This window comes from Streptomyces sp. NPDC023541 (assembly GCF_055559995.1).
Genome location: NZ_JBVHJO010000002.1, coordinates 267,997 through 294,356, shown reverse-complemented (window position 1 = coordinate 294,356; position 26,360 = coordinate 267,997). Strand labels below are relative to the sequence as shown.

Annotated in this window: 22 protein-coding genes; 13 read left to right on the top strand and 9 right to left on the bottom strand. The window is 72.6% G+C overall.

What is annotated here, in order from left to right:
* Nucleotides 1-35: 35 nt before the first annotated feature.
* A complete protein-coding gene (locus tag ACZ3X1_RS05265; protein WP_030657144.1) occupies nt 36-1,088 on the bottom strand; it encodes an RNA polymerase sigma factor in 1,053 nt (350 codons plus the stop codon).
* A 250-nt stretch (nt 1,089-1,338) separates the two neighbouring features.
* Here ACZ3X1_RS05265 and ACZ3X1_RS05260 point away from each other — a divergent pair, with 250 nt between their 5' ends.
* From ACZ3X1_RS05260 to ACZ3X1_RS05250, 3 genes are all read left to right on the top strand, one after another.
* Nucleotides 1,339-1,785: a hypothetical protein gene (locus ACZ3X1_RS05260; RefSeq protein WP_467276803.1), complete on the top strand. Its 447-nt coding sequence runs from the start codon at nt 1,339-1,341 to the stop codon at nt 1,783-1,785.
* A gap of 70 nt (nt 1,786-1,855) precedes the next feature.
* Nucleotides 1,856-2,536 carry a hypothetical protein gene (locus tag ACZ3X1_RS05255; protein ID WP_467276801.1) on the top strand — a complete coding sequence of 227 codons (681 nt, stop codon included), beginning with the start codon at nt 1,856-1,858 and terminating at the stop codon, nt 2,534-2,536.
* 103 nt (nt 2,537-2,639) lie between these two features.
* Nucleotides 2,640-3,104: a hypothetical protein gene (locus tag ACZ3X1_RS05250; RefSeq protein WP_467276799.1), complete on the top strand. Its 465-nt coding sequence runs from the start codon at nt 2,640-2,642 to the stop codon at nt 3,102-3,104.
* A 52-nt stretch (nt 3,105-3,156) separates the two neighbouring features.
* On the opposite strand, the gene ACZ3X1_RS05245 is transcribed toward ACZ3X1_RS05250, so the two are convergent.
* The 3 genes from ACZ3X1_RS05245 to ACZ3X1_RS05235 form a co-directional block, all read right to left on the bottom strand.
* Nucleotides 3,157-5,250 (bottom strand): molybdopterin oxidoreductase family protein, encoded by a 2,094-nt coding sequence (locus ACZ3X1_RS05245; protein WP_467276797.1) that lies wholly within the window; start codon nt 5,248-5,250, stop codon nt 3,157-3,159.
* A 68-nt stretch (nt 5,251-5,318) separates the two neighbouring features.
* Complete coding sequence (locus ACZ3X1_RS05240; RefSeq protein ID WP_467276794.1) at nt 5,319-5,681, bottom strand: hypothetical protein; 363 nt, start codon at nt 5,679-5,681, stop codon at nt 5,319-5,321.
* A 140-nt stretch (nt 5,682-5,821) separates the two neighbouring features.
* Complete coding sequence (locus tag ACZ3X1_RS05235; protein WP_467277576.1) at nt 5,822-6,436, bottom strand: SanA/YdcF family protein; 615 nt, start codon at nt 6,434-6,436, stop codon at nt 5,822-5,824.
* Nucleotides 6,437-6,927: 491 nt separating this feature from the next.
* On the opposite strand from ACZ3X1_RS05235, the gene ACZ3X1_RS05230 reads away from it, so the two are divergent.
* From ACZ3X1_RS05230 to dnaG, 4 genes are all read left to right on the top strand, one after another.
* A complete protein-coding gene (locus ACZ3X1_RS05230; RefSeq protein WP_390076852.1) occupies nt 6,928-7,650 on the top strand; it encodes a sirohydrochlorin chelatase in 723 nt (240 codons plus the stop codon).
* A 36-nt stretch (nt 7,651-7,686) separates the two neighbouring features.
* Nucleotides 7,687-9,012, top strand: a complete 1,326-nt coding sequence (locus ACZ3X1_RS05225; protein WP_362627636.1) for a deoxyguanosinetriphosphate triphosphohydrolase — start codon at nt 7,687-7,689, stop codon at nt 9,010-9,012.
* A 93-nt stretch (nt 9,013-9,105) separates the two neighbouring features.
* Complete coding sequence (locus ACZ3X1_RS05220; protein WP_356810392.1) at nt 9,106-10,380, top strand: NAD(P)/FAD-dependent oxidoreductase; 1,275 nt, start codon at nt 9,106-9,108, stop codon at nt 10,378-10,380.
* A gap of 34 nt (nt 10,381-10,414) precedes the next feature.
* The gene (gene dnaG, locus ACZ3X1_RS05215) at nt 10,415-12,367 is read left to right on the top strand and encodes a DNA primase (protein ID WP_467276789.1); all 1,953 of its coding nucleotides are present in this window, start codon (nt 10,415-10,417) and stop codon (nt 12,365-12,367) included.
* Here dnaG and ACZ3X1_RS05210 read toward each other — a convergent pair.
* A complete protein-coding gene (locus ACZ3X1_RS05210) occupies nt 12,364-12,906 on the bottom strand; it encodes a gamma-glutamylcyclotransferase family protein (RefSeq protein ID WP_467276786.1) in 543 nt (180 codons plus the stop codon). The genes dnaG and ACZ3X1_RS05210 overlap by 4 nt on opposite strands.
* 332 nt (nt 12,907-13,238) lie before the next feature.
* Between ACZ3X1_RS05210 and ACZ3X1_RS05205 the strand changes: the two genes are divergently transcribed.
* Nucleotides 13,239-13,781 carry a hypothetical protein gene (locus ACZ3X1_RS05205; RefSeq protein WP_390076855.1) on the top strand — a complete coding sequence of 181 codons (543 nt, stop codon included), beginning with the start codon at nt 13,239-13,241 and terminating at the stop codon, nt 13,779-13,781.
* Between the two features lie 130 nt (nt 13,782-13,911).
* The gene (locus ACZ3X1_RS05200; protein ID WP_356810396.1) at nt 13,912-14,541 is read left to right on the top strand and encodes a class F sortase; all 630 of its coding nucleotides are present in this window, start codon (nt 13,912-13,914) and stop codon (nt 14,539-14,541) included.
* A gap of 64 nt (nt 14,542-14,605) precedes the next feature.
* Here the strand turns inward: ACZ3X1_RS05200 and ACZ3X1_RS05195 are convergent, their stop codons facing one another.
* Nucleotides 14,606-15,382 carry a sulfite exporter TauE/SafE family protein gene (locus ACZ3X1_RS05195; protein ID WP_467276782.1) on the bottom strand — a complete coding sequence of 259 codons (777 nt, stop codon included), beginning with the start codon at nt 15,380-15,382 and terminating at the stop codon, nt 14,606-14,608.
* Between the two features lie 361 nt (nt 15,383-15,743).
* On the opposite strand from ACZ3X1_RS05195, the gene ACZ3X1_RS05190 reads away from it, so the two are divergent.
* Genes ACZ3X1_RS05190 through nirD form a run of 3 tightly spaced genes read left to right on the top strand, consistent with a single transcriptional unit; the run spans nt 15,744 to nt 19,889 of the window.
* Nucleotides 15,744-17,033: an NAD(P)/FAD-dependent oxidoreductase gene (locus tag ACZ3X1_RS05190; protein ID WP_467276780.1), complete on the top strand. Its 1,290-nt coding sequence runs from the start codon at nt 15,744-15,746 to the stop codon at nt 17,031-17,033.
* A 1-nt stretch (nt 17,034) separates the two neighbouring features.
* The gene (gene nirB, locus ACZ3X1_RS05185) at nt 17,035-19,560 is read left to right on the top strand and encodes a nitrite reductase large subunit NirB (RefSeq protein ID WP_356810399.1); all 2,526 of its coding nucleotides are present in this window, start codon (nt 17,035-17,037) and stop codon (nt 19,558-19,560) included.
* Nucleotides 19,557-19,889, top strand: a complete 333-nt coding sequence (nirD, locus tag ACZ3X1_RS05180) for a nitrite reductase small subunit NirD (RefSeq protein WP_356810400.1) — start codon at nt 19,557-19,559, stop codon at nt 19,887-19,889. The genes nirB and nirD overlap by 4 nt, the downstream gene beginning before the upstream one ends.
* A gap of 24 nt (nt 19,890-19,913) precedes the next feature.
* Here nirD and ACZ3X1_RS05175 read toward each other — a convergent pair whose 3' ends face one another.
* Entirely contained in the window at nt 19,914-20,327 is a 414-nt protein-coding gene (locus tag ACZ3X1_RS05175) for a VOC family protein (protein ID WP_362627654.1), read from the bottom strand.
* A gap of 562 nt (nt 20,328-20,889) precedes the next feature.
* Between ACZ3X1_RS05175 and ACZ3X1_RS05170 the strand changes: the two genes are divergently transcribed.
* Nucleotides 20,890-22,050 carry an alkaline phosphatase PhoX gene (locus ACZ3X1_RS05170; protein WP_467276776.1) on the top strand — a complete coding sequence of 387 codons (1,161 nt, stop codon included), beginning with the start codon at nt 20,890-20,892 and terminating at the stop codon, nt 22,048-22,050.
* 54 nt (nt 22,051-22,104) lie between these two features.
* Here the strand turns inward: ACZ3X1_RS05170 and ACZ3X1_RS05165 are convergent, their stop codons facing one another.
* Together ACZ3X1_RS05165 and ppdK are read right to left on the bottom strand one after the other, a co-directional pair.
* Nucleotides 22,105-23,103 carry an ArsR/SmtB family transcription factor gene (locus ACZ3X1_RS05165; protein ID WP_185558549.1) on the bottom strand — a complete coding sequence of 333 codons (999 nt, stop codon included), beginning with the start codon at nt 23,101-23,103 and terminating at the stop codon, nt 22,105-22,107.
* Between the two features lie 388 nt (nt 23,104-23,491).
* Nucleotides 23,492-26,200 (bottom strand): pyruvate, phosphate dikinase, encoded by a 2,709-nt coding sequence (gene ppdK, locus ACZ3X1_RS05160; protein WP_467276769.1) that lies wholly within the window; start codon nt 26,198-26,200, stop codon nt 23,492-23,494.
* Between the last annotated feature and the right edge of the window lie 160 nt (nt 26,201-26,360).

Here is a 26,360-nt window from a genome sequence, read left to right as displayed (position 1 = left end):
TTCCCGTTCCCCCTTGCCGTTTCTTTTGCCGTCGTTCAGTCGAGGTAGCCGCGCAGCTGGTCGGCGAAGGCGTGGTCGCGCAGCTTGTTGAGGGTCTTGGACTCGATCTGGCGGATCCGCTCGCGCGTCACGCCGAAGATCCGGCCGATCTCCTCCAGGGTGCGGGGCCGCCCGTCCGCGAGCCCGTACCGCAACTGCACGACCTTGCGCTCGCGTTCGCCGAGGGTCGACAGGACCGCTTCCAGGTGCTCGCGCAGCAGGAAGAAGGCGGCCGACTCCACGGGGGAGGCGGCGTCGCCGTCCTCGATGAGGTCGCCGAGCGCGACGTCGTCCTCCTCGCCGACGGGGGCGTGCAGGGAGACCGGCTCCTGGGCGAGGCGCAGCACTTCCAGGACGCGCTCGGGGGTCAGCTCCAGGTGGACGGCTACCTCTTCGGCGGTGGGCTCGTAGCCGCGTTCCTGGAGCATGCGGCGCTGCACGCGCACGACGCGGTTGATCAGCTCGACGACGTGGACGGGCACGCGGATGGTCCGGGCCTGGTCGGCGAGTGCCCGGGACATCGCCTGCCGGATCCACCAGGTGGCGTAGGTGGAGAACTTGTACCCGCGGGCGTAGTCGAACTTCTCAACGGCCCGGATCAACCCGAGGTTCCCCTCCTGCACCAGGTCGAGCATGGTGAGCCCGCGGCCGACGTACCGCTTCGCGACGGAGACGACCAGGCGCAGGTTCGACTCGATGAGACGGCGTTTGGCCATGCGTCCCATGACGACGAGCCGGTCGAGGTCGAGGGCGAGCTGGGAGTCGAGGTCCGGAGTGGTGCCGAGCTTCTCCTCGGCGAACAGCCCGGCCTCGACACGCCGTGCCAGATCCACCTCCTCCGCGGCGGTGAGCAGCGGGATCCTGCCTATCTCGCGCAGGTACTGGCGGAACAGGTCGGCGGAGGGTCCCGCTCCGCCCCCGTTCTCGCCGCTGTCCCGCCTGCGCTGCACGGGCACCGGCTCGATCAGCTCCAGTACCTCGGGCTCTTCGTCCACGGCTTTGGCCTCCGAGGACTCGCTCGCGTTCACGGTCAGGGTCCGGGTCTGCACGGGTGCGACCTCCAGGGGCTCCGAGGACGGGGGCACCGCATTCAGTGTGGGGTAAGACGCATCGCTGCCACGAGGGGCGTGCGAGCACTTTCTGAGTCCGGCGCGTGACCGATGGTTACCCTCGGCCGGGAACCCCGATGCGGGTCGGACACATGTCCGAGATGATCGATTGCCGGACCGCGTACAGATGACTGACCCCCTGTCAAAAACGGGTACCCCAGTGCGAATCGGGGTGTGCGAGGCTGGGGACATGACGCTCGATTTCGAAGCGGAATGGACACGGGCGAAGGGGGACGCCGCCCTGCGTCTGGCCTCCGCCGGGCCGTCGCCGTCACCGGCTCCCTCAGCGAGCCCCTCCGCGACCCCGGCCCCTGCGGCGGGGGACCCCGACCTCGCCCTCGTCCACGGCCCCGTGCGCTCCAAGGCGTCCGGGATCCGTACGGCGAACGCCGAGGCCCGGGGCAGGTCCACACTCGACGACGCCGAGGCCGTGGGCCGAAGCCACGCCGGGTGGGCGGCGGGGACGGCCAGCAACGACTGCGTGGCCGCCTGGCAGCGCCGACTGCGGGAGTTCGCCGACCTGGTCGACGACGCGGCCGACGCCCTGACGACGGGCAACACGAACGCCGTCAACGCCGAGGACCAGGCGATAGCCGACCGGCTGCGCGCGGCCGGCGGCGTGCTGGAGGGCGCCTGATGGTTTCCGTCCCGAACTGAAGCAGGCCGATCCGCAGAAGTGGCGCACCGCGGCCGACGACGCGGTGGCCGTGGCGAAACAGTGCGACGGCCTCGCCTCGTACGCGCGCCAGGACGTCGCCCGGACGGTCGACCGGTGCTGGGTCGGCGAGGCCGGACGCGCCGCCACGGAACGGTTCGTGAAGCACGCCGACGACTACGAGACGTCCGCGTTGGCCCTGCGCGCGATGGCCAAGGCCTACGAAGACCTGGCCGAGGCGATCGTGGGGGCACAGCGGGACCTGAACAGCGCCCTGGACTGCGCCCGCGCCCGTGACCTGAAGGTCGACGACAGCGGCCGGGTCCAGCTGGCGAAGCCCGTCATGGTGCCGCAGGGCAGTACCGAGCACCTCGAACCCGTCGACCACGCGCAGGGAATCATCACCGAAGCCCTGCGGAAGGCCGGCCAGGCCGACGTGGACACGGCGCGCGTCCTCCGCACGATCGAGGGTCTGACCGCGGTCTCCGATCCGAAGCTGGCCAAGGAGGCCCTGACGCACGGGTCCCCGCTGGCGGTCGCCCTGGCCCTGGCGGGGGGGACGGACGGACTGCACCCGATCAACGTCTCTCCGGCCCAGTTCGCCGCGGTGAACCGGGCCGCGGCCGAGACCGGCATCAGCCGCAAGCTGCTCCTGGCGATCCGGCGCCGTGCGGCAGCTCGAGTCGCAGACCCCGGCCGGACACCACGTCTCCGTCGACCCGATCTACCATGAGGGCGGCGGGCCGCACACCGGAACGGGCACCGGCCCCGCCGAACCCGGTACTCCCTCCCCCAGCCCGGGCCCGGCGCCCACACCGCCGAGGAGCAAGTGACGCATGCGCACACCGAAGTGCGTCCCCCTGCTGCTGGGGATGCTGCTGACACTGAGCGCGTGCGGCCTCGTCGACAAGGACCGGGGACGCCCTCCGCTGACGCCGATGCCGGGCAACGTGCCGGCCGGACCCGAGTACGCCACGGTCGACGACGTGGTCACCGCCCTGGGGAAGGGCGGCTTCGACTGCAAGGTGACGGTACGCAACGTCTTCCCGCACGGGTCGAACGGGGTCTGCGAGGTGCAGCACCGTGGAACGACGGTCTACAACGACATCGACGTGCTGAGCACGGCCCGCTTCAGCAGGGACGAGGTCGGCGACAGCATCGAGGTGGGACGCCGGGCGTACGGTCACACCATCGTCGCCGCCAGCAACTGGTTCATCTGGGTCCGGCCCGGGGTCTACGCCTACGACATGGCCGCGGCACTGCCCGGCAGCGTGGTCCTGGAACCGCTCCCCGCGAAGTAGGCGGGGCCGGCCCGGGTCTGCCCTCGCGGCGCTCCCCGGCCCGCCCCGCCGATCAGGCCGGGCCCTGGACCGGCTCGACGCGGACCGCGCAGACCTTGAACTCCGGCATGCGCGAAGTGGGGTCCAGGGCCGGGTTGGTCAGGGTGTTGGCGCGGCCCTCGCCCGGCCAGTGGAAGGGCATGAAGACCGTGTCCGCGCGGATGGCGTCCGTGATCCGCGCCGGTGCCACGGCGCGGCCGCGCCGGGAGGTGACCGCCAGGGGGCTGCCGTCGACCGCGCCGATGCGGGCGGCGAGGCGGGGGTGCAGTTCCACGAACGGGCCGGGTGCGGCCTCGTTGAGCTCTTCCACCCGGCGGGTCTGGGCGCCGGACTGGTATTGGGCGACCACGCGGCCGGTGGTGAGCAGGAGCGGGTACTCCGCGTCGGGGACCTCCGCGGCGTCACGGTGGGCGACGGGGACGAAGCGGGCCCGGCCGTCGTCGGTGGCGAAGCGGTCCAGGAAGAGGCGTTCGGTGCCCGTGGAGCCCTCGGGGCAGGGCCAGAAGACGCCCTGTTCGGCCTCGATGCGGGCGTAGGTGATGCCGGAGTAGTCCGCCGGGCCGCCGGCCGAGGCGCGGCGCAGCTCGTCGAAGACCTCCTCGGGGGAGGTGGGGAAGCCCTTCTCGACGCCGAGGCGGGCGGCGAGCCCGTGCAGGACGTCTAGGTCGCTGCGGACCCCCGGGGGCGGGGTCAGGGCGCGGCGCCGCAGCAGGACGCGGCCCTCCAGGTTGGTGGTGGTGCCGGTTTCCTCCGCCCACTGGGTGACGGGGAGGACGACGTCCGCGAGGGCGGCCGTCTCGGACAGCACGACGTCGGCCACGGCGAGGAAGTCCAGTGAGCGGATCCGGTCCTCGATGTGTGCGGCGCGCGGCGCCGAGACCACCGGGTTGGAGCCCATCAGCAGGAGGGACTTCACGTCGGTGCCGAGGGCGTCGAGGAGTTCGTAGGCGCTGCGGCCGGGCCCGGGGAGGCTGTCGGGGTCGACGCCCCAGACCTCCGCGACGTGCGCCCGCGCGGCCGGGTCGGTGAGCTTACGGTAGCCGGGGAGCTGGTCGGCCTTCTGCCCGTGCTCGCGTCCGCCCTGGCCGTTGCCCTGGCCGGTGAGGCAGCCGTAGCCGGAGAGCGGGCGGCCGGCCCGGCCGGTGGCCAGGCACAGGTTGATCCAGGCGCCGACGGTGTCGGTGCCCTTGGACTGCTGCTCCGGGCCGCGGGCGGTCAGCACCATCGCGGAGTCCGGGGCGCAGAAGAGGCCGACCGCCTCGCGCAGGGCCGGGACCGGGACGCCGGTGATCCGTTCCACCAGCTCGGGCCAGTGGGCCATGGCGGCGGCCCGGGCCTCCTCCCAGCCGGTGGTGCGGGCGGCGATGAACTCTTCGTCGGTGCGGCCGTCGGCGACCACGAGGTGCAGGAGGCCGAGGGCCAGGGCGAGGTCGGTGCCGGGGCGCGGGGCCAGGTGCAGGTCGGCCTGCTCGGCGGTGCGCGTGCGGCGCGGGTCGATGACGATCAGGGTGCCGCCGTTGGCCTTGAGCTCGGTGAGGTAGCGCAGGGCGGGCGGCATGGTCTCGGCCAGGTTCGAGCCGACGAGGATCACGCAGCCGGTGCGGGGGATGTCCTCCAGCGGGAAGGGCAGGCCGCGGTCGAGCCCGAAGGCCTTCTGGTGCGCGGCGGCGGCCGAGGACATGCAGAAGCGGCCGTTGTAGTCGATCTGCGAGGTGCGCAGGGCGACGCGGGCGAACTTTCCGAGCGCGTACGCCTTCTCGTTGGTGAGCCCGCCGCCGCCGAAGACGCCGACCGCGTCGGGCCCGTGAGCGCGGGCCGTGCGGGCGAGGCCCGCGGCGACGGCGTCGAGGGCCTCCTCCCAGGTCGCCGGTTCGAGCCGCCCTGCGTGGGTGCGGACGAGCGGCTCGGTCAGGCGCACCCGGGAGGAGAGCACGGCGGGCGCGGTGCGGCCCTTGCCGCACAGCGCGCCCCGGTTGACCGGGAAGTCGGCGCGCTCCTCCACCGTGACGCCCGCGCCGCCCAGCTCGGGGCGCAGGTTCATCCCGCACTGCAGCGCGCAGTAGGGGCAGTGCGTGGCGGTGGCGGTGGTGGCTCCCGGGGTGTGCATACGGTCCAGCGTGCGTCGGGGGTGTTACGCCCGCCGCCGCCCCGCGTTACGGCTCGGGGTGCTCCACCTCAGCACGGTGCGCCGCCCCCGGTGAGGGCTGCGGCGAGGGCCGGCCGCAGCTCGGGCCGGTCGAGGACCTCCACGAACATGATCCGGCCGTGGACGACGTCGAGGATCAGGCACCCCCTGGCCGGGACCAGCGCCACGTTGCGGTGGCCCGGCCCGTAGGGCGTCCCCGGCCGGTGGGGCTCGGTGCGGAAGCTCTGGCAGAAGTCGTCACCGCAGCCGCAGTCGGCGAGGAGTCGGAGGTCGTGGGCGCAGACGGCGAGATCGCGTTCACCCTCCTCCTCCAGCAGTCGGACGAGTTCGGCGCTCAGCCCGGGGAGGACGTCGCGCAACAGGGGTGCGGTGGTGTGGTCGACTTGTTGCACAGGGCGGACCGTAGCCCGGCGCCCCCGTCGAGGCACGCGATTATGCGGCCGCAGGACCGGCGGGGCGGCATGGCGTGCGGCGGGCGGGAGCCGCCGCACGCGTCAGCGGCCCGTCAGGTGTTTCCCCATCTAGCGGTGCGTCAGTCTCCCAGTGCCGCCAGGGCCCGCGACACCCCTTGTTCCTTCGGCCCCAGGAAGTGCGGTGCGGGCTTGAAGGCCGCGTCCAGGGCCGCCTTGCCCGAGGCCAAGAACTCGCGCGCCTGGCCGTAGTACCAGGTGGAGTCGTGCACGTCGGCGACGCCCACGCCGTACGAGTCCAGGCCCGCCGCCTGGCACAGGGCGACGGCCCTGCGTATGTGGAAGCCCTGGGTGACCAGCACGGCCCGCTCGACCCCGAAGATCTCCTTGGCCCGCACGCAGGAGTCCCAGGTGTCGAAGCCGGCGTAGTCGCTGACGATCTGGGTGTCGGGAACCCCGTGGTCGGTCAGGTACCTGCGCATGGCGTCGGGCTCGTCGTACTCCCGGCGGCTGTTGTCCCCCGTGACCAGGACGACCTTCACCTTGCCGGTTCGGTACAGCTCGGCGGCGGCGTCGAGCCGGTCGGCGAGATAGGGGGTGGGCCGCCCCCGCCACAGGCCGGCCCCGAACACCACCGCCACGTCGGCGGCGGGCGCTTCGGCCGTCGTCCGCAGCCGGTCGGCGGCCGACGCGTGCGTCCACGCCGACGGGAGCAGCGCCAGCACACAGGCCGCCATGACGGCCTGCACCGCCAGCCGCCTGGCCGGGACCCCCCGCAGCCGCCGCGCCGGTCCCGGCCGCCGGTCCGCCACCGCGCCCACCACGGCCCTCGCTCCCGCCCTCGCTCGCGCCGTCGACCTCGCCACCGCCCTCGCGACAGCCCTCGCCCAGCCCTTGATCTCCATGACCGCCCCTCCCGTGCACCGCCCGCACCACACACCGTTCGCACACATTGACGATCACCGACTGGCCCGGAGTTCCGCCGCCGCCCCCTTTCACTCGTACGAACGACCGAGTGAGCACCCCGCAAACACCCGTCACCCCCGCGCAACGCACCCGCAATGTGCGACCCGCAGGATCGGTTCATGACGGAGCCGGTGCACCCTCCCGACAGCCCCTCCCTCCCGTTCGGCAGCGCGGCCGAGCTGCTGACCCGGATCACCGCCCAACTCGGCACGCAGCTCAGCGGACTGCGACCGCCCCGCACCCGCCCCCTGGGAGACCGCCCATGCAGCAGCCCACCCTCGTCGCCGTGGCCCACGGCAGCCGGGACCCGCGCGCCCTGCGCACCGCCCTCGCCCTCCTCGAACGGGTCCGCGAGCTCCGCCCGCGCCTCGACGTCCGGCTCGGCCACATCGAGCTGAACGAGCCGCTGCTCGACGACACCCTGCGCGCGACGTCCGGCGCGGCCGTGCTCGTCCCGCTGCTGCTCGGCCGGGGGTACCACGTCAAGCGCGACCTCCCCGCGGCCGCCGCCCGGGCCACCCACCTGGACACCCGCGTGGCCGCCCCGCTGGGCCCCCACCCGCTGCTCGTCGAGGCCCTGTACGAGCGGCTCGTGGAGGCCGGCTGGACCGCCGGCACGGCCGTGGTGCTCGCCGCCGCCGGGTCCCGCGACCCCGACTCGGCCGCCGACACCCGCCGCACCGCCGCCCTGCTCGCCGGGCGACTCGGCGGCGTCCCGGTGGTGCCCGCCTACGCCTCGGCCACCGCTCCCAGCGCCCCCGAGGCGGTCCGGGCCCTCTCCGCCCGCGGCCACCACCGGATCGCCGTGGCCTCGTACTTCGCCGCTCCCGGCCGGTTCGCCACCCAGACCGCCGATGCCTCGCCCGCCCTCGCCGCCGCCCCCCTGGGCGACCACCCGGCCCTGGCGCGGCTGTTGCTGCGCCGCTACGACGAGGCCCTGGGCCGTCCCGCCGCCCGCCCCCGGCCGGAACTCGTCTCCGCCTGATCCCGGTTTGTCAGTCGTTGCGGTTACCGTCTTGTCATGGAAGGCACCGCGCACGCCCCCGCAGACGACCTCTACTCGCCCTACGACCCGGCCGACACCGAGCGCTGGGCCGCCGAGCCCGACAAACGGCCCGGGCGCACCGCCTTCCAGCGCGACCGGGCCCGGGTGCTGCACTCCGCCGCGCTGCGCCGCCTCGCCGGGAAGACCCAGGTGGTCACCCCCGGCAGCCGCTCGTACGACTGGGACGCCAGCCCCCGTACGCGCCTGACCCACTCCCTGGAGTGCGCCCAGGTCGGACGGGAGCTGGGCGCCGCGCTCGGCTGCGACCCCGACCTCGTCGAGGCCGCCTGCCTCTCGCACGACATGGGCCACCCGCCCTTCGGCCACAACGGCGAGGAGGCGCTCAACGAGTTCGCCAAGGACTGCGGCGGCTTCGAGGGCAACGCCCAGTCACTGCGCCTGCTGACACGGCTGGAGCCCAAGCGGTTCGTGCCCGACCCGGCGAGCGGGCAGCAGGTCAGCGTCGGCCTCAACCTCACCCGGGCCTGCCTGGACGCCGCCACCAAGTACCCGTGGGCCCGCGGCGGCCATCCGACCGACCCCGGCTCGGTCAAGTTCGGGGCGTACGAGGACGACCTGCCCGTCTTCGAGTGGCTGCGGCTCGGCGCGCCCGCCGACCGCAAGTGCTTCGAGGCCCAGGTCATGGACTGGGCGGACGACGTCGCGTACTCCGTCCACGACTTCGAGGACGGCCTGCACGCCGGGCACCTCGACCCCAACCTCCTGTTCGCCGAGCCCGAGCGGGCCGCGATCTGGCGGGTCGCCATCGGCCGGTACGTCCCCGCCGACACCTCCCCCGAGGAACTGCGCGCCGCCCTGGACCGGCTGATGGAGCAGGAGTGGTGGCCGCACGGATACGACGGTTCCGCCGTCGCCCAGGCCCGTCTGAAGGACGCCACGAGCCAGCTGATCGGCCGCTTCTGCCTGGCCGCCGAAGGAGCCACCCGGGAGGCGTACGGCTCGGGCCGCCTCACCCGGTACGGTGCCGAACTGGTGGTCCCGCGCGAGGCGCGCAACGAGTGCGCGGTCCTCAAGGCGGTCGCCGACCTGTACGTCATGCAGCGCGACGAGCAGGAGCGCATCCGCGCCGACCAGCGCATCGTCCTGGCCGAACTGGCCGAGGCGCTCAGCGCCCGCGCCCCCGAGGGCCTGGACCCGCAGTTCCGCGCCATCTTCGACACCGCCGCGGACGACAGGGCCCGAAAGCGCGCGGTCATCGATCAGATCGCGTGTCTCACCGACGCTTCCGCCCGTTCCCTTCACGCACGCCTCACCCGGCGCACCCGACGCGCCGAAGGGTGAGCTGATCGAGCCACTCCCCCTTCACGCGGCAGGCTCAGTGCGGGACGCTCGCATGTGGTCGCATGTGGCGTAGAGGTTATGAGGAGGCATCAGGTGGTCGACGCACACCGGACATTCGTCATCGTCGGCGCGGGACTCGCCGGGGCGAAGGCGGCCGAAACGCTGAGGTCGGAGGGGTTCACGGGGCGGGTGATCCTGATCGGCGACGAGCGTGACCATCCCTACGAGCGCCCCCCGCTGTCCAAGGGCTACCTGACGGGCAAGGAGGAGCGCGAGAGCGTCTTCGTCCACGAGCCGTCCTGGTACGCGGCCTCCGACATCGAGCTGCACCTCGGCCAGCCGGCCGTCCACCTCGACCGTGAAGCCAAGCGGGTGGTCCTCGGGGACGGCACGGTCGTGCACTACGACAAGCTGCTGCTGGCCACCGGCGCCGAGCCGCGCCGCCTGGACATCCCCGGCACCGGGCTGGCCGGGGTGCACCACCTGCGCCGGCTGGCCCACGCCGAGCGGCTGCGCCACGTCCTGGCCGGCCTGGGCAGGGACAACGGCCACCTGCTGATCGCGGGCGCCGGGTGGATCGGCCTGGAGGTCGCCGCCGCGGCCCGCGGGTACGGCGCCGAGGTGACCGTCGTCGAACCGGAGGCCACCGCGCTGCACGCCGTGCTCGGTCCCGAGATCGGCCGGCTCTTCGGCGACCTGCACGCCGATCACGGGGTGCGCTTCCATTTCGGGGCCCGGCTGACCGAGATCGTGGGCCAGGACGGCATGGTGCTGGCCGCCCGTACCGACGACGGGGAGGAGCACCCCGCGCACGCGGTGCTCGCCGCGATCGGGGCCGCGCCGCGGACGGCGCTCGCCGAGACCTCCGGGCTGGCCCTGGTCGACCGGGAGCACGGCGGCGGCATCGCCGTGGACGCCTCGCTGTGCACGTCCGACCCTGACGTCTACGCGGTCGGCGACGTGGCGGCCGCCCACCACCCGGCGCTCGGGACCCGGCTGCGGGTCGAGCACTGGGCCAACGCGCTGAACGGCGGCCCGGCCGCCGCCCGGGCGATGCTGGGACAGCCGGTCAGCTACGACCGGGTGCCGTACTTCTTCTCGGACCAGTACGACGTGGGCCTGGAGTACTCCGGATACGCCCCGCCCGGCGGCTACGACCAGGTGCTGGTCCGCGGGGACGCCGGCAAGCGGGAGTTCATCGCCTTCTGGCTGTCGGAGGGTCGGGTCCTCGCCGGAATGAACGTGAACGTGTGGGACGTCACCGAGCACATCCAGGCGCTGATCAGGTCAAAGGCGCCCGTGGACCGCGAGGCCCTCGCGGACCCGTCGGTTCCGCTTGCCTCGCTGGTTCCGGCGGAGGGGGCCTGACGGGTTTGTCCGCGCCCGGCCGTAGACTTCACGGGTGGCAGGACGGATCAACGACGACGACGTGAAGGCGGTACGGGACGCGGTCCCGATCGACGCCGTGGTCTCCGACTACCTCCAGCTGCGCAACGCGGGTGGCGGCAACCTCAAGGGCCTGTGCCCCTTCCACGACGAGAAGTCCCCCTCCTTCCAGGTCAGCCCCAGCAAGGGTCTCTACCACTGCTTCGGCTGCCAGGCGGGCGGGGACACCCTCGACTTCGTCATGAAGATCGACCACCTTTCCTTCTCCGAGGCGGTCGAGCGCCTGGCCGGCCTGGCCGGGATCACCCTGCGGTACGAGGAGGGCGGCTACACCGCCGGCACCAGCGGCCGCGGTGAGCGCATCCGGCTGGTCGAGGCGCACAGGGCGGCCGCCCTGTTCTACGTCGACCAGCTGGACGGCCCCGAGGCCGAGATCGGCCGCAAGTTCTTGGCGGAGCGCGGCTTCGACCAGGCCGCGGCCGCCCACTTCGGCGTGGGATACAGCCCCGCCGGATGGGACCATCTGACCCGCTTCCTGCGCGGCAAGGGCTTCACCGACAAGGAACTGATCACCTCCGGGCTCGCCCAGGACAGCCGCAGCGGCAAGCCGATCGACCGCTTCCGCGGCCGGCTGATGTGGCCGATCCGCGACATCAGCGGCGAAGTGGTCGGCTTCGGCGCGCGCAAGCTGCGCGACGACGACAACGGGCCGAAGTACCTGAACACCCCCGAGACGGCGATCTACAAGAAGTCCCAGGTCCTCTACGGCATCGACCTGGCGAAGAAGGAGATCGCGAAGACCTCGCGGGCCGTGGTGGTCGAGGGCTACACCGATGTGATGGCCTGCCACATGGCCGGCGTCACCACCGCGATCGCGACCTGTGGCACCGCCTTCGGCGGCGACCACATCAAGATCCTGCGCCGGCTGCTGATGGACAACGCCACCGCCGAGGTGATCTTCACCTTCGACGGCGACGCGGCGGGCCAGAAGGCCGCCCTGCGCGCCTTCGAGGACGACCAGAAGTTCGCTGCCGAGACCTCGATCGCGATCACCCCGGGCGGGATGGACCCCTGCGACCTGCGCCTCGCCCAGGGGGACGCGGCGGTGGCCTCCCTGGTGGACTCCCGCACTCCGCTGTTCGAGTTCGCGCTGCGCCACATCGTCGCCCGGCACAACCTGGAGAACCCGGCCGGGCGGGCGGCCGCCCTGGACGAGGCCGCTCCGGTCGTCGCCAACATCAAGAACGTCGCCATCCAGCACGAGTCCGCGGTCCAGCTGGCGGGCATGCTGGGCATCCGCGACGAGCAGTTCGTGGTCAAGCGGGTCGCCCAGCTCGCCCGGTGGGCGCGCGAGCGCGGCCAGGGCGGCGGACCGCAGGGCGGGCAGCACGGCGGCCCCCAGCGGGGCGGTCCGCAACGCGGCGGTCCGCAGCGGGGCCGGCCCTCCTACGAGGCCGCGGAGGCACCCGCCGCCCAGCCGGCCGGCGGCCCCGCGCTGAACCTGCGCAGCCCCGCCCACCGCACCGAGCGCGAGCTGCTGAAGCTGGCCCTCCAGCGGCCCGCGCTGGTCTCCCCGGCCTTCGACGCGTACGGGATGGACGAGTTCACCGCCCCGCCCTACGCCGCCGTGCGCCAAGCGATCATGGACGCGGGCGGCGCCTCGCTCGGCACCGAGGACTACCTGGCACGGGTGCGCGAGGCCGCCCCGAACGACACCGTGCGCGCCCTCGTCACGGAGCTGGCGGTCGAGGCCATCCACGCGAAGACGGTCGACGAGGTCTACGCCGGGGTCCAGCTGGTCCAGGTGCGGCTGCGCGCGGTCGACCGCCGGGTCCACGAGATCCAGGGCACCCTGTCCCGGCTGGGCGCGCAGGCCCCGCCGGAGCAACTGGCCGCGGTGCAGGAGGAGCTGTGGGTCCTCCAGCAGTACGGCCAGCGACTGCGCAACCGCGGCGCCGAAGGGCTCTAGGGGCTCTCTTGTCGATCATGCCGGCCGTCGGCCCGGCATGATCGGCAAGGCACCTCCTGGCACGGTTGCAGGGAGTGCCGGGACGGATCGCCGGAGCGGTTGAACCAGTCGCCCCCGGGTATCTCGGTCCCTCGTTCCCGCAGGTCGCGGGCGATCAGCGGGGCCGCCAGATAAACCCAGGCGCGCACGGCGGTGCCGTCGGGGCGCAGGGCCTCGCGGGCGATCCGGTCGTAGACGTTCCCCGGCCGCCCTGGGCCCTCGTACTCCTCCAGCCGGTCCAGCGCGGCCAGCAGTGCCCCGTAGCCGCCCGGCGCCGCGGTGATCAGCTCCCCGACGACGGTGGTGCCCGGCCGGTGGACAGCGTAGGGATAGCCGGGGCCGTCGTAGAGGGCCGCGTCCGGGAGGACGGCGGGCTCCTCGGAGGCGGTGCGGCCGCGCAGGAACAGGTCGTGGTTGACCTCGCCGGGGCGCAGGGTCCCGTACACGAAGAACGGGAGCGGAACGGTGGTCGTCTCTTGCGGCCGTTCGACCGATGTCACGGACCCTCCCTCGGCTGTGGCGCGGCGCCGCGCGGCCGGGCCTGAAGTCCCGGCTTCACGCGCCCCACCACCGTACGCACCGCTGTCGCGCAACCGCCCGGCACCCGTGGGCCCGGCCGTCCGGTGTCGGACCCTGCTCCGGCCGGCGGCCGTCCGGGCCAGTCGGTCACCCGGACGGCGCGGGCGGCCCGGATGGCCCCACACCCATCCTGACCTGTGAGAACACCCCCTGCCGGCGCGCGGCTGGGCCGACCTGACGGGACATCAGCAGGCGGGTGGCGGGCGGGCCGGGTTTCCTCGGATACACGACCCCGCATCTCAGGGAGAGTCCCATGCGCCGACGTACCGCACACGTGCTGACCGCGACCGCGCTGACCGCCGTCGCGTTCACCGGCCCGGTCGCCGGCGCGGTCGCCGCCGCGGACCTCGGCATGGTGGGCTTCGCGCCCGGGGACTTCGCCGCGCTGGAGGTCTGGCCGAAGTCCGCCGCCCCCGGCGCGACCGTCACCGTGAACACCGCCGCCTGCGGCCCCCGCAGCCACGCCGACGGCGATGCCACCACGGTCGGCGGCGGCCGGTTCAAGCTGGTCCCGGGCACCCACAAGGAGGTGGTCGTGGGGCAGTTCCAGGTGGCCCGCGGCACCCGTCCCGGCACCTACGGCATCGGGGCGACCTGCGCGAACGGCAAGTTCGCGACCGGCGACCTGGTGGTCACCGAACGCGGCCCGCAAGGCCACGTCAACACCGGGGTGGGCGGTGGCACGACCACCACCACCGACCCCGCCAAGATCGCGGCGGGAGCGGCCGTACTGGCCGCGACCGCCGTCGGCGGTACCTGGCTCCTGCGTCGCCGGGCGAGCGGCACGCGGAGCTGACGGACGCCCACCGCGGCTCCGGCCGCGGTCCGACCGGTACCGTCCCCCGTCGCCCGCCCCGCGAGGTCCCCCCCGTTCGCGGGGCCGGGCGACGGCCAGTCACCTCGGACGAGACGCGGAGGGGGTACGCATGGCCGGCGACTTCCGTCCGACCGCCCGCCACGGGGGACTCGTCGCGCTCGCCGCCTGCATCGGCATCTGGCTGGTGACCAGCGGTTCCCGTGAGCCGGTCGGGCCACCGCTGCCCTCCCCGGCCGACGCCCTGACGGCCGCCGGCGTCGTCGGCCCCGGCATCGCCCCGCTCCCCGGCTCGCCGCCCGGCCGGATCAGGATCCCCTCCATCCGGGTGGACGCCCCGCTGATCGGGCTCGGGCTGGACCGGGCCGGCCATCTCGAAGTGCCTCCGCCCGACCGGCGGGACATCGCCGGCTGGTACCGCGAGGGCACCACCCCGGGCGCCACCGGCACCGCAGTGATCGCCGGGCACGTGGACGATTCCGCCGGGCCTGCCGTCTTCTACCACCTGGGCGCGCTGCGCCGCGGCGCCTCGATCGAGGTCCCGCGCGCGGACGGCCGTACGGCGGTGTTCACGGTCCACGCGGTCGAGGTCCACGATGCCAGGACCTTCCCCGACACCCGTGTGTACGGCCCTTCGTCGCGCGCCGAGCTACGGGTGATCACCTGCGGCGGCGGGTTCTCACCGCGGACGGGCTACCGAGGCAACGTGGTCGTCTTCGCCCACCTCACCGGGACCTACTAGGGGTCTCTCGTCGATCGGGGCGAGCCCGGCCTCGACGAGGACACCCCCTGGCGACTGCGGCCGGTCAGCCCCACTGCTCCAGGCCGAGCTTGACCACCAGCGCGCCGACCACGGTCAGCAGCACCCCGCGGACGAAGCCGCTGCCCTTCTTGAGCGCCATCCGGGCGCCGATCGTGCCGCCGGCCAGGTTGAACACCGCCATCAGCGCGGCCAACTGCCACAGGACCATGCCCTGGTAGGCGAACATCGCGAGCGCCCCCGCGTTGGTGCAGCAGTTGACGATCTTGGCGGTGGCGGAGGCCGTGACCAGGTCGAGGTGGAGCAGGGCCGTGAGCGCGAGCACCAGGAAGGTGCCTGTGCCCGGTCCGATGAGGCCGTCGTAGAAGCCGATGCCGAGGCCGGCCAGACCGATGGCGAGCAGCACCCGGGCACGGCTGACGGGCGAGGTGGAGGGGGCGGTGCCGAAGCCGGGCCGGAAGAGCACGAAGCCGGCGACGACCACCAGCACCACCATGATCATCGGTCGGAGGGCGTCCTTGCTGATGCCGCCGGCGAGTGCGGCGCCCCCCATCGATCCGGCGAGCGCGGCCAGGCCGATGCGGACGGCGAGCTTCACGTCCACGGGGGCCTTGCGGGCGTACGTCACGGCCGCGCCGGCCGTGCCGACGATGGCCACCGCCTTGTTGGTGCCGAGGACGGTGGCGGGATGCGCGTTGGGCAGGCCCAACAGGAGGGCGGGCAGGAGCAGCAGGCCGCCGCCGCCCACCACCGCGTCGATCCAGCCCGCCGCCGCGGCGGCCACGCACAGCACGATGATCACGGTCGTAGATATGTCAGGCACGTACCGACCCTATGGAGCTGTCGGGTGCAGTGACCATTCAATCGCCGGAAAGTTGCGCAAAGGTTGAGCTTTGCCGGGCCGGGGCCCGGTCCGGAGCGGCCGGGTCCACGACCGCGGTGAGCCACTGCCGACCGGCACGCCGGCCGCCCCCAGCCCCGCCGCGAGCCGCCCCGCCCGGGGGTACGCGGGCCAGTACGGCCGGCGCCGTCCGCACCGGCGAGGGTCTGCGGAGGCCGTGATGATCCTCAAGGCGGCCTTGAGGAGGGCCTCACCGACCCTTGAACCGGTCGCTGAGGTCGGCGTTCCGTCCGGGTAACAGAGGCGATGCGGCGGGGAAACAGCGGCCGCGCACCCTCATGGCATGACCTCGGAAAAGCGTGTGGTGGTGATCGGCGGCGGCCTCGCGGGCCTGCGGCTCGCGGGCCGGCTGGGCCCGGCCGCGACGGTGACCGTCCTCGGCGAGGAGACCCACGTCCCGTACAACAGGGTGCTGCTCGCCGAGGTCCTGGCGGGCCGGTACGCGCCGGAGGTGACCTCCCTCCCGGCCCCCGGCCCGGTGCTGCGGCGCGGGGTCCGGGCGGTGCGCGTCGACCGCGCGGACCGGACCGTGCACTGCGACGACGGCACGATGGCCCCGTACGACACGCTGGTACTGGCCACCGGATCGAACGCGGTGCTCCCGCCGCTGCGCGGCCTGTTCGAACCCGAGGGGCGGGAACTCCCGGACGGAGTACACGCGTTCCGCACGATGGACGACTGCCTGGCGCTCTCGGCGGCCGTACGTCCGGGGGTGCGGGCGGTGGTGATCGGCGGGGGTCTGCTGGGCGTCTCGGCCGCCCGGGCGCTCGCCGCGCGCGGCGCGGTGGTGGTCCTGGCCCAGCAGGGCGAGCGCCTGATGGAACGCCAACTGGACGCGGAAGCCTCCGCCCTGCTGGCGACGCACCTGACCGAACTCGGCGTGGAGATCCACACGGAATGCCGGGCCCGCGGCCTGGAAATCCAGCCCCTCCGGCATTCGAGGAGCGTGAGTGCCGGGGCCGCGCCCCCGGCAGCGGCGCCGCGCCCGGGCGCCGCGGCGGGCCCCCGCAAGGTCACCGGCGTCGAGCTCGCCGACGGCTACCGGCTGGAGGCCGACATCGTCGTCCTCGCCTGCGGCGTACGCCCCCGCACGGGCCTGGCGCAGGCCGCCGGCCTGGAGACCCGCAAGGGCATCCTCGTCGACGACGAGCTCCGCACCAGCGACCCCCGCATCCACGCCATCGGCGACTGCGCCGAACACGCCGGCCAGGTCTACGGACTGGCCGGCGCCGCCCTGGAGCAGGCCGACGCCCTCGCCGCGGTCCTGACGGGCGGCTCCGCCCCCTACACCGGCACCCGCGCCCTCACCCGCCTCACCCTCGGCGGGACCGGCGACGACTCCCTGGACCTCGCCGCCTTCGGCGAGACCACCGCCCTGCCCGGCGACGACGTGGTCCGTCTCACCGACGGCACCCGGCGCACCTACCGCAAGGTCGTCCTGCGCGGCGACCGCCTCGTCGGCGGGGTGCTGCTCGGCGAACTCTCCACGGTGGGCGCCCTCGCCCGCACCTGGGAGGGCGGGGAACCACCGCACGACCTGTTCCACCTGCTCACCGACGACGGAGGCCACTGACATGACCGAGCCCTTGCCCACGATCGTGCTCATCGGGCACGGCATGGTCGGCCAGCGCTACCTCGAAGCGCTCGCCGAGCGCGGGGTCACCACCACGCACCGGATCACCGTGCTCTGCGAAGAGCCCCGGCCCGCCTACGACCGCGTGCACCTGACCTCGTACTTCTCCGGCAGCACCCCCGAGGACCTGTCCATGACGCCGGCCGGGTTCATGGACGAGCACGGCATCGCCCTCCACCTCGACGACCCTGCCGAGCACATCGACCGGGCCGCTCGCACCGTCACCTCCCGCTCCGGGCAGGTGTTCCCGTACGACGTGCTGGTCCTGGCCACCGGCAGCTACCCCTTCGTGCCGCCCGTCCCCGGCAAGGACGCCGCCGGCTGCTTCGTCTACCGCACCATCGAGGACCTCCTCGCCATCGAGGAGTACGCGAAGGACAGGACCACGGGCGCGGTCGTCGGCGGCGGACTCCTCGGCCTGGAGGCCGCCGGCGCCCTCCAGGGCCTCGGTCTCGCCACCCGCATCGTCGAATTCGCTCCGCGCCTGATGCCCGTCCAGGTCGACGAGGGCGGCGGCGCCGCGCTGCTGCGCACCATCGAGTCCATGGGCCTCACCGTCCACACCGGTGTCGGCACCCAGGAGGTCGTGACCGGCGAGGACGGCCGCGTCAGCGGAATGCGGCTCTCCGACGGCTCCACCGTCGACACCGACCTCGTCGTCTTCTCCGCCGGCGTCCGTCCCCGCGACCAGCTGGCCCGCGACGCCGGTCTGGACGTCGGCGAGCGCGGCGGTATCGCGGTCGACGCCCGCTGCCGCACCTCCGACCCGCACGTCTACGCCATCGGCGAGTGCGCCCTGGCCGTCGACGGCCGCGTCTACGGCCTGGTCGCCCCCGGCTACGAGATGGCCGAGACCGCCGCCGACGACCTGCTGGGCCGGGAGAAGGAATTCACCGGAGCCGACCTCTCCACCAAGCTGAAGCTGCTCGGCGTGGACGTGGCCTCCTTCGGCGACGCCCACGGAAACACCCCCGACAGCCTCGACGTCGTCTGGTCCGACTCCCGCTCCGGCGTCTACAAGAAGCTGGTGGTCTCCCCCGACGGGGTCCTCCTCGGCGGGGTCCTGGTCGGCGACGCCGACTCCTACGGCCTGCTGCGCCCGCTCACCGGCAGCGTCCCGCCCGTCGCCCCCGAGCAGCTTGTCCTGCCCGCGGGCGTCGGCGCGCCCGTCGCGCTCGGGCCGTCCGCGCTCCCGGACCACGCGGTGATCTGCTCCTGCCACAACGTCACGAAGAAGGCCATCACCGCCTGCACCACCCTCCCCGAGGTCAAGAAGTGCACCAAGGCGGGTACCGGCTGCGGCTCCTGCCTCAAGGTCATCGGGCAGCTGCTCCCGGCCGCCGCCGACAAGGGGCTGTGCGGCTGCTTCCCGTACACCCGCGCCGAGCTCTACGAGATCGTCCGCACCCGCCGGCTGACCTCCTACGAGCAGATCCTCGACGGCCACGGCCGCCCCGAGGCGCGCGGCGGCGACGGCTGCGAGGTCTGCAAGCCCGCCGTCGGCTCGATCATCGCCTCGCTCGCGGCGACGCTCGGCGCGAGCGGCTACGTCCTGGACGGGGAGCAGGCCGCCCTCCAGGACACCAACGACCACTTCCTCGCGAACATGCAGCGCAACGGCTCCTACTCGGTCGTCCCGCGCATCCCCGGCGGTGAGATCACCCCCGACAAGCTGATCGTGATCGGCGAGGTCGCCCGCGACTTCGGGCTCTACACGAAGATCACCGGCGGTCAGCGGATCGACCTGTTCGGCGCGAGCGTTGACCAGCTCCCGCGGATCTGGGCACGGCTCGTCGACGCCGGCTTCGAGTCCGGACACGCCTACGGGAAGGCCCTGCGGACGGTGAAGTCCTGCGTGGGGCAGACCTGGTGCCGCTACGGCGTCCAGGACAGCGTGCGGATGGCCATCGACCTGGAGCTGCGCTACCGGGGGCTGCGCGCCCCGCACAAGCTGAAGTCGGCGGTGTCGGGCTGTGCCCGCGAGTGCGCGGAGGCGCAGAGCAAGGACTTCGGGGTCATCGCGACGGCGAGCGGCTGGAACCTCTACGTGGGCGGCAACGGCGGTGCCACGCCGCGCCACGCCGACCTCCTCGCCCAGGACCTGTCGGACGCGGAACTGATCCGGCTGATCGACCGGTTCCTGATGTTCTACATCCGCACCGCCGACCGGCTGGAGCGGACCTCCACCTGGCTGGAGCGGCTGGAGGGCGGCCTGGACCACCTGCGGGACGTGGTCGTGCACGACTCGCTGGGGCTGTGCGCGGAGCTGGAGTCCCTGATGGCCGACCACGTGGCCCACTACCGGGACGAATGGGCCGAGACGCTCCAGGACCCGGAGCGGCTGCGCCGGTTCGTGTCCTTCGTGAACGCGCCCGGCGCCCCCGACCCGACCGTGCAGTTCGTCCCCGAGCGCGACCAGGTCAAGCCCGACCTGGCCGTCCTGACCATAGGAGGTGCCGTCCGATGACCGTGGAACTGCAAGTGGCGCAGGGCTGGCTGACGGTGTGCGAATTGTCGGCGCTCATCCCCGGGCGCGGGGTCGCGGCGCTGCTGCCCGACGGGAGCCAGGCCGCGGTGTTCGTCGACCGTGCGGGGCGTGCGTACGCCATCGGCAACCAGGACCCCTTCACCGGGGCGCAGGTGCTCTCGCGCGGTCTGGTGGGGGCCGCGGCGGGCCGGCCCTTCGTGGCCTCCCCGCTGCTCAAGCAGCGCTTCGACCTGGAGACGGGGCGCTGCCTGGACGACGAGGAGGTGGCGGTCCTCACCTACCCGGTGCGGACCGCCGCGACCTCCTGACCGGAGGGGTGGTGGGCCCGGCGGTCAGTCCTGCTTCTGGATCACGGCCGGGTCCATCCACATGATCTCCCAGGTGTGGCCGTCGAGGTCGTCGAAGGCACGGCCGTACATGACGCCGTGGTCCTGGGCCGGACGGGGTTCGGTGGCGCCGGCCGCCAGGGCCCCGTCCACCAGCTCGTCGACCGCGGTGCGGCTCTCGGCGCTCAGACACAGGAGCACCTCGGACGTCTTCGTGGCGTCCGCGATCTCCTTGTGGGTGAAGTCCTTGTAGCGGGCCTCGGTGAGGAGCATCGCGACGATGGTGTCGCTGATGACCATGGAGGCGCAGTTCTCGTCGGTGAACTGGGCGTTGAAGGAGTAGCCCAGCTTGCCCCAGAAGGCCTTGCTGGCGTCCAGGTCCTTGACGGGCAGGTTGACGAAGATCATGGTCGCGGACATCGAGGTCCCTCTCTCTGCTGCTCGGTCGGTGCGTTCAATCGGTGCTTTCGAGAGGTAGACCGCGGGGCCGGGGAAAACTCATCGCCGCTCGCGAAGTTTTTCTGAACTTTCCTGCCGGACCGACGACATCGCAGGTCAGGGCGGTGAACGCAGCTTGAGCACCGCGGGGCCCAGCAGGCCTGACCGGGTGGGACACCGGGCGGGGGAGCCTAAACCCCGGCCTCCGAGACAGGCCGGAACTGGTGGGTGCGGCCCGCCTTGCGGCCCGTACCGGGGACGGCCGGGCACGGGGTCTTCGCGGACGCGGCGCTGTGCGAACGCCGTCTGCCGCAGGCGGGTCCGACCCCGCGAATCCGCCCGGCGCCGATGTGGCCGGGTTCCGGAGGCCTTCGGTAAAGAAAGCCGCGGGCGCGCGGAAATCCCCGCCGCAGGATTGAACGCCGACCGGTCGCTCGGGCGTAATGAGGATTTGGCGCCACGTCAACTGGCGTCTCCTAGGTTCCTCGACGCGTGCGACCCCGCGTCCGACCGGCCGCGGGGCCTTCCTCCCACAGGAGTGACCGTGGAACGTCGTACCTTCCTGCGCGGCGCAGTGATCGGTTCGTCGGCCGCCGCCTTCGGCGGCACGTTGATGCACGGGGCGGCCTACGCGGCTCCCGCCCAGCCCGGGGCCGGCCCGTACGGGGCGCTCGGTGCCGCCGACGCCAACGGCATCATGCTCCCGAGCGGTTTCACCAGTCGGGTGATCGCCCGCTCGGGCCAGACCGTCAGCGGCACCTCGTACACCTGGCACAGCGCACCCGACGGCGGTGCCTGTTACGCCGACGGCTCGGGCTGGATCTACGTGTCCAACTCGGAGATCAACCCCTCCGGCGGCGCGAGCGCGGTGAGGTTCGACTCCTCCGGCACCGTCACCGGCGCGTACCGGATCCTCTCGAACACCCGGCAGAACTGCGCCGGCGGCAAGACACCGTGGAACACCTGGCTGTCCTGCGAGGAGGTCGACCGCGGCTTCGTCTACGAATCCGACCCGTACGGCGTGAACGCGGCCGTCCAGCGCCCGGCGATGGGCCGCTTCAAGCACGAGGCGGCCGCGGCGGACCCGGTCCGCCAGGTGATCTACCTGACGGAGGACGAGACGAGCGGCTGCTTCTACCGCTTCGTCCCCACCACCTGGGGCGACCTCTCCTCCGGCACCCTCCAGGTCCTCAAGGCCGGAACGGCCACCTCCGGCTCCTTCACCTGGCAGAACGTCCCGGACCCGGACGGCTCCCCGACGGTGACCCGCAGCCAGGTCTCCGGCTCCAAGAAGTTCAACGGCGGCGAGGGCTGCCACTACGCCAACGACACCGTCTGGTTCACCACCAAGGGCGACAACCGGGTCTGGCAGCTCAACCTCGCAAACAACACGTACGAGCTGGCCTACGACGACTCGCTCGTACCCGGCGGCGCCGCCCCGCTGACGGGCGTCGACAACGTCACCGGCTCCTCGTACGGCGACCTGTACGTCGCCGAGGACGGCGGCAACATGGAGATATGCGTGATCACCCCGGACGACGTGGTGGCGCCCTTCCTGCGGATCACCGGCCAGTCCTCCTCCGAGATCACCGGACCGGCCTTCTCGCCCGCCGGCAACCGCCTCTACTTCTCCAGCCAGCGCGGTACGAGCGGCAGCTCCTCCGGCGGCATCACCTACGAGGTGACGGGCCCCTTCCGCACCTGACGGCCGTCCCGGCGGCCCCCCGGCCCGCTCCCGGGCCGGGGGGCCGCCGGCGTCTCACGACGCCACCGCCCCGCCCTTGAGGAGCGCCGCTCCCAGCGGCGTCACGGTGTGCAGGACCGCGTTGCCGCGGCGCAGGGTGGTGACCAGGCCCGCCTCGCGCATCACGCAGGCGTGCTGGCTCGCGGAGGCCAGCGAGACGCCGGCCCGGCGGGCCAGCTCGCTGGTGGTGGCACCGTCCCCTATGGCCCGCAGCACGACCGAGCGGGTGTGCCCGACCAGCTTGCCCAGGGTGCGCTGGCGCTGGTCCTCCGCGGGCCGGGCCGCCTCGCCGCTCCCCGGCGCGGAGGCCAGCTGCGCGGCGGCCGGGTAGACCAGCACCGGCGGCAGCTCCGGGTCGTGCAGGGTCACGGCGGTGCGCCGGCAGAAGAAGGACGGCTGGAGCAGCAGCCCGCGCCCCCGCAGCCGTACGTCCCGGTCCACGGGGTAGTCGCATTCCAGTACCGGGGCCCGCCAGCGCAGCATGGGCGGCAGCGAGGCCAGCAGCTCGTCGGCTCCGCCGTCGAGCAACGCGCGGCCGCGTGCCGCCCGTTCGGCTTCTATCTGGGCCTGTATGTGGGTCCAGTACGGCTCCACGGCGGCCCGGTGGTAGGCGCGCAGCTCGCCCATCAGCCTCGGGAGCTGCTTGGTGCCGCCCTCCATGAAGTCCCGCAGCCGCGGTGTCGTGGGCGCTCCGGCGCCCAGCAGCTGGAGCTCGCGGCGCATGCGCTCGGGACGGATCCCGCGCAGCGCGTCGAGGCCCACGTCCCACCCGTACTGTCCCTCCACAGGGGTCAGGAAATCGGGGAAATAACCGCGGCTCGGTATGAGCATACCGAGCGTGCGTGTTTCACTGTTCAACCTGCTCCGGGTTTCCGTACGCCATTCACCGAACAACCGGGCGTCGCGCCGGTCTCTTAAGCGGTGAAAGCTGAGAATCGTTTCCCACAACGCATCGGGACGCCCTGCCATCCGTACGCGTGCCAGGTCCACTCCAGTGAAATGGATACGCAGCACCGAACCCCCACCTGTGCAACCGCAATCCCCCCGCCCCATGAGTATGCACACAGTCACACGTGGTCACCACGCCCTTTCGGCCACAGTTGAAACCCCTTTCGGCAGGGGCGTGACAACCGAAATCCTGTACTCCGCCGGGCACACTCCGGTGCGACCGAAACGCTCCGCGAAGGCCGTGGGGGGCTTTGCGGGGCCTGGCGGTCGGTCGCACTGGGAAGCGCCGACGTGCCCGGCAGAATGACAGCGGCGGTGGACGGGTGGGGATCCGTCCACCGCCTGCTGGCGTAAAGATTTATTGAACAACAAATTGAGGCGCGCCCGCCCCCGGGCAGTCAGGGAACCCGGGGACAGGCGCGGTCTTATGGGGCCCTTGGGGGGCCAGGCGGGGTCAGCGGCTGTCGCTGCCCTTCGCCTCGGCGGCCGCACGACCGGCCTCCAGGCGCGCCACCGGAATCCGGAAGGGCGAGCAGGAGACGTAGTCGAGGCCGACCTCGTGGAAGAAGTGGACGGACTCGGGGTCACCGCCGTGCTCGCCGCAGACGCCGAGCTTGAGGTCGGGGCGGGTGGCCCGGCCCAGCTTGGCCGCGTGCCGGACCAGCGAGCCGACGCCGTCCTTGTCGATGGTCTCGAACGGCGAGACCCCGAAGATGCCCTTCTCCAGGTACGCGGTGAAGAAGCTGGCCTCGACGTCGTCGCGGGAGAAGCCCCACACCGTCTGGGTCAGGTCGTTCGTACCGAAGGAGAAGAACTGCGCGGCCTCGGCGATCTGGTCGGCGGTCAGCGCGGCGCGCGGCAGCTCGATCATGGTGCCGATGGTCAGCTTGAGGCTGGTGCCCGTGGCGGCCTCGACGTCGGCGATGACCTGGTCGGCCTCGTCGCGGACGATCTCCAGTTCCTGGACGGTGCCCACGAGCGGGACCATGATCTCGGCGCGCGGGTCGCCCTTGGCGTTCTTGCGCTCGGCAGCGGCCTCCGCGATCGCCCGCACCTGCATCTTGAACAGACCGGGGATGACCAGGCCGAGGCGGACACCGCGCAGACCCAGCATCGGGTTCTGCTCGTGCAGCTTGTGGACCGCCTGGAGCAGGCGCAGGTCGTTCTCGTTGGCGTCCTTGCGGGACTCGGCGAGGGCGACGCGCACCGACAGCTCGGTGATGTCGGGCAGGAACTCGTGCAGCGGCGGGTCGAGCAGGCGGACGGTGACGGGCAGGCCGTCCATCGCCTCGAAGAGCTCGACGAAGTCCTTCTTCTGCAGCGGCAGGAGGGCACTCAGTGCCTCCTCACGCTCCTCGTCGGTGTCCGCGAGGATGAGTCGCTCCACCAGTTCACGGCGCTCACCGAGGAACATGTGCTCGGTGCGGCACAGGCCGATGCCCTGGGCGCCGAAGCGGCGGGCGCGCAGCGCGTCCTCGGCGTTGTCGGCGTTGGCGCGCACCCGCAGGCGGCGGACGCGGTCCGCGTACGCCATGATCCGGTGCACGGCGGCGACGAGCTCGTCGGCGTCGTCGGCGCCGGCGTGCATGCGGCCCTCGAAGTACTCGACGACCGGGGAGGGTACGACGGGCACCTCACCGAGGTAGACCTTGCCGGTGGAGCCGTCGATGGAGACGACGTCGCCCTCTTCGATGACCGTCTCGCCGACCGTCATGCGGCGGCGCTTGGTGTCGACGTCGAGTTCCTCGGCGCCGCAGACACAGGTCTTGCCCATGCCGCGGGCGACGACGGCCGCGTGAGAGGTCTTGCCGCCGCGCGAGGTCAGGATGCCCTCGGAGGCGATCATGCCGTCCAGGTCGTCCGGGTTGGTCTCGCGGCGGATCAGGATGACCTTCTCGCCGGAGCGGGACCACTTGACGGCCGTGTAGGAGTCGAAGACGGCCTTGCCGACCGCCGCGCCCGGGGAGGCGGCGATGCCGCGGCCGAGCAGGGTGGTCTTGGCACCCTCGTCGAAGCGCGGGAACATCAGCTGCGCCAGCTGGTGGCCGCTGACGCGCTGGAGGGCCTCTGCCTCGTCGATCAGGCCCTGGTCCACGAGCTGGGTGGCGATGCGGAAGGCGGCGCCGGCGGTGCGCTTGCCGACACGGGTCTGGAGCATCCACAGCTGACCGCGCTCGATCGTGAACTCGATGTCGCAGAGGTCCTTGTAGTGGTTCTCCAGCGTCGTCATGATCGTCATGAGCTGGTCGTACGAGGCCTTGTCGATGGACTCCAGGTCCGCAAGCGGCACGGTGTTGCGGATGCCCGCGACGACGTCCTCGCCCTGGGCGTTCTGGAGGTAGTCGCCGTAGACGCCCGCGTGGCCGCTGGCGGGGTCGCGGGTGAAGGCGACGCCGGTGCCGGAGTCGGGGCCCAGATTGCCGAAGACCATCGAGCAGACGTTGACCGCGGTGCCCAGGTCGCTGGGGATGCGCTCCTGGCGGCGGTAGAGCTTGGCGCGGTCGGTGTTCCACGAGTTGAAGACGGCCTCGACGGCGAGGTCCATCTGCTCGCGGGCGTCCTGCGGGAACTCGCGGCCGGCCTCCTTCGCCACGATCTTCTTGAAGACCTTGACGAGCTTCTTCAGGTCGGCGGCGTCGAGGTCGGTGTCGACGGTGACCTTCTTGGCGGCCTTGGCCTCGTCGAGGGCGTCCTCGAAGAGCTCGCCCTCGACGCCGAGGACGGTCTTGCCGAACATCTGGATCAGGCGGCGGTACGAGTCCCACGCGAAGCGCTCGTCGCCGGCCTGGGAGGCGAGGCCGGTGACCGACTCGTCGGAGAGGCCGATGTTCAGGACGGTGTCCATCATGCCGGGCATCGAGAACTTGGCACCGGAACGCACGGAGACCAGCAGCGGGTCGTCCGACTGTCCGAGCTTCTTGCCCATCTTCGACTCCAGGGCCGCAAGGTGGGCGCTGACCTCGTCGCGCAGCGCGGCCGGGGCCGAGCCGCTCTCGAGGTAGACCTTGCAGGCCTCGGTGGTGATGGTGAAGCCGGGAGGGACCGGCAGACCCAGGTTGGTCATCTCGGCGAGGTTGGCACCCTTGCCGCCGAGAAGGTCCTTGAGGTCGCGGTTGCCCTCGGTGAAGTCGTAGACGAACTTCTGATCTTTGTTTTCCGACACGGGTCTCGACTCCTCGAGGCTCGGTGGCTGCCCTGACGGCCAGGAACATACCCAGATCGAAGGCTTCTGGGTACGTCCACTTGGCCGTCATGCGGCCGTAACCACCCGTGCGCCAGCAGATCGAAAGTAACTCAGGGGTAACCAGAAAGCACCAAGAGCG

Excerpts from the sequence above, each read along its gene's own strand:
- ACZ3X1_RS05200 (WP_356810396.1), top strand. The coding sequence starts at position 13,912 with ATGGCCGGCGACTTCCGTCCGACCGCCCGCCACGGGGGACTCGTCGCG.
- nirB (WP_356810399.1), top strand. The coding sequence starts at position 17,035 with ATGACCGAGCCCTTGCCCACGATCGTGCTCATCGGGCACGGCATGGTC.
- ACZ3X1_RS05250 (WP_467276799.1), top strand. The coding sequence starts at position 2,640 with ATGCGCACACCGAAGTGCGTCCCCCTGCTGCTGGGGATGCTGCTGACA.
- ACZ3X1_RS05235 (WP_467277576.1), bottom strand. The coding sequence starts at position 6,436 with ATGGCGGCCTGTGTGCTGGCGCTGCTCCCGTCGGCGTGGACGCACGCG.
- nirD (WP_356810400.1), top strand. The coding sequence starts at position 19,557 with ATGACCGTGGAACTGCAAGTGGCGCAGGGCTGGCTGACGGTGTGCGAA.
- ACZ3X1_RS05225 (WP_362627636.1), top strand. The coding sequence starts at position 7,687 with ATGGAAGGCACCGCGCACGCCCCCGCAGACGACCTCTACTCGCCCTAC.
- ACZ3X1_RS05230 (WP_390076852.1), top strand. The coding sequence starts at position 6,928 with ATGCAGCAGCCCACCCTCGTCGCCGTGGCCCACGGCAGCCGGGACCCG.
- ACZ3X1_RS05175 (WP_362627654.1), bottom strand. The coding sequence starts at position 20,327 with ATGTCCGCGACCATGATCTTCGTCAACCTGCCCGTCAAGGACCTGGAC.
- ACZ3X1_RS05245 (WP_467276797.1), bottom strand. The coding sequence starts at position 5,250 with ATGCACACCCCGGGAGCCACCACCGCCACCGCCACGCACTGCCCCTAC.
- ACZ3X1_RS05190 (WP_467276780.1), top strand. The coding sequence starts at position 15,744 with ATGACCTCGGAAAAGCGTGTGGTGGTGATCGGCGGCGGCCTCGCGGGC.
- ACZ3X1_RS05260 (WP_467276803.1), top strand. The coding sequence starts at position 1,339 with ATGACGCTCGATTTCGAAGCGGAATGGACACGGGCGAAGGGGGACGCC.
- ACZ3X1_RS05205 (WP_390076855.1), top strand. The coding sequence starts at position 13,239 with ATGCGCCGACGTACCGCACACGTGCTGACCGCGACCGCGCTGACCGCC.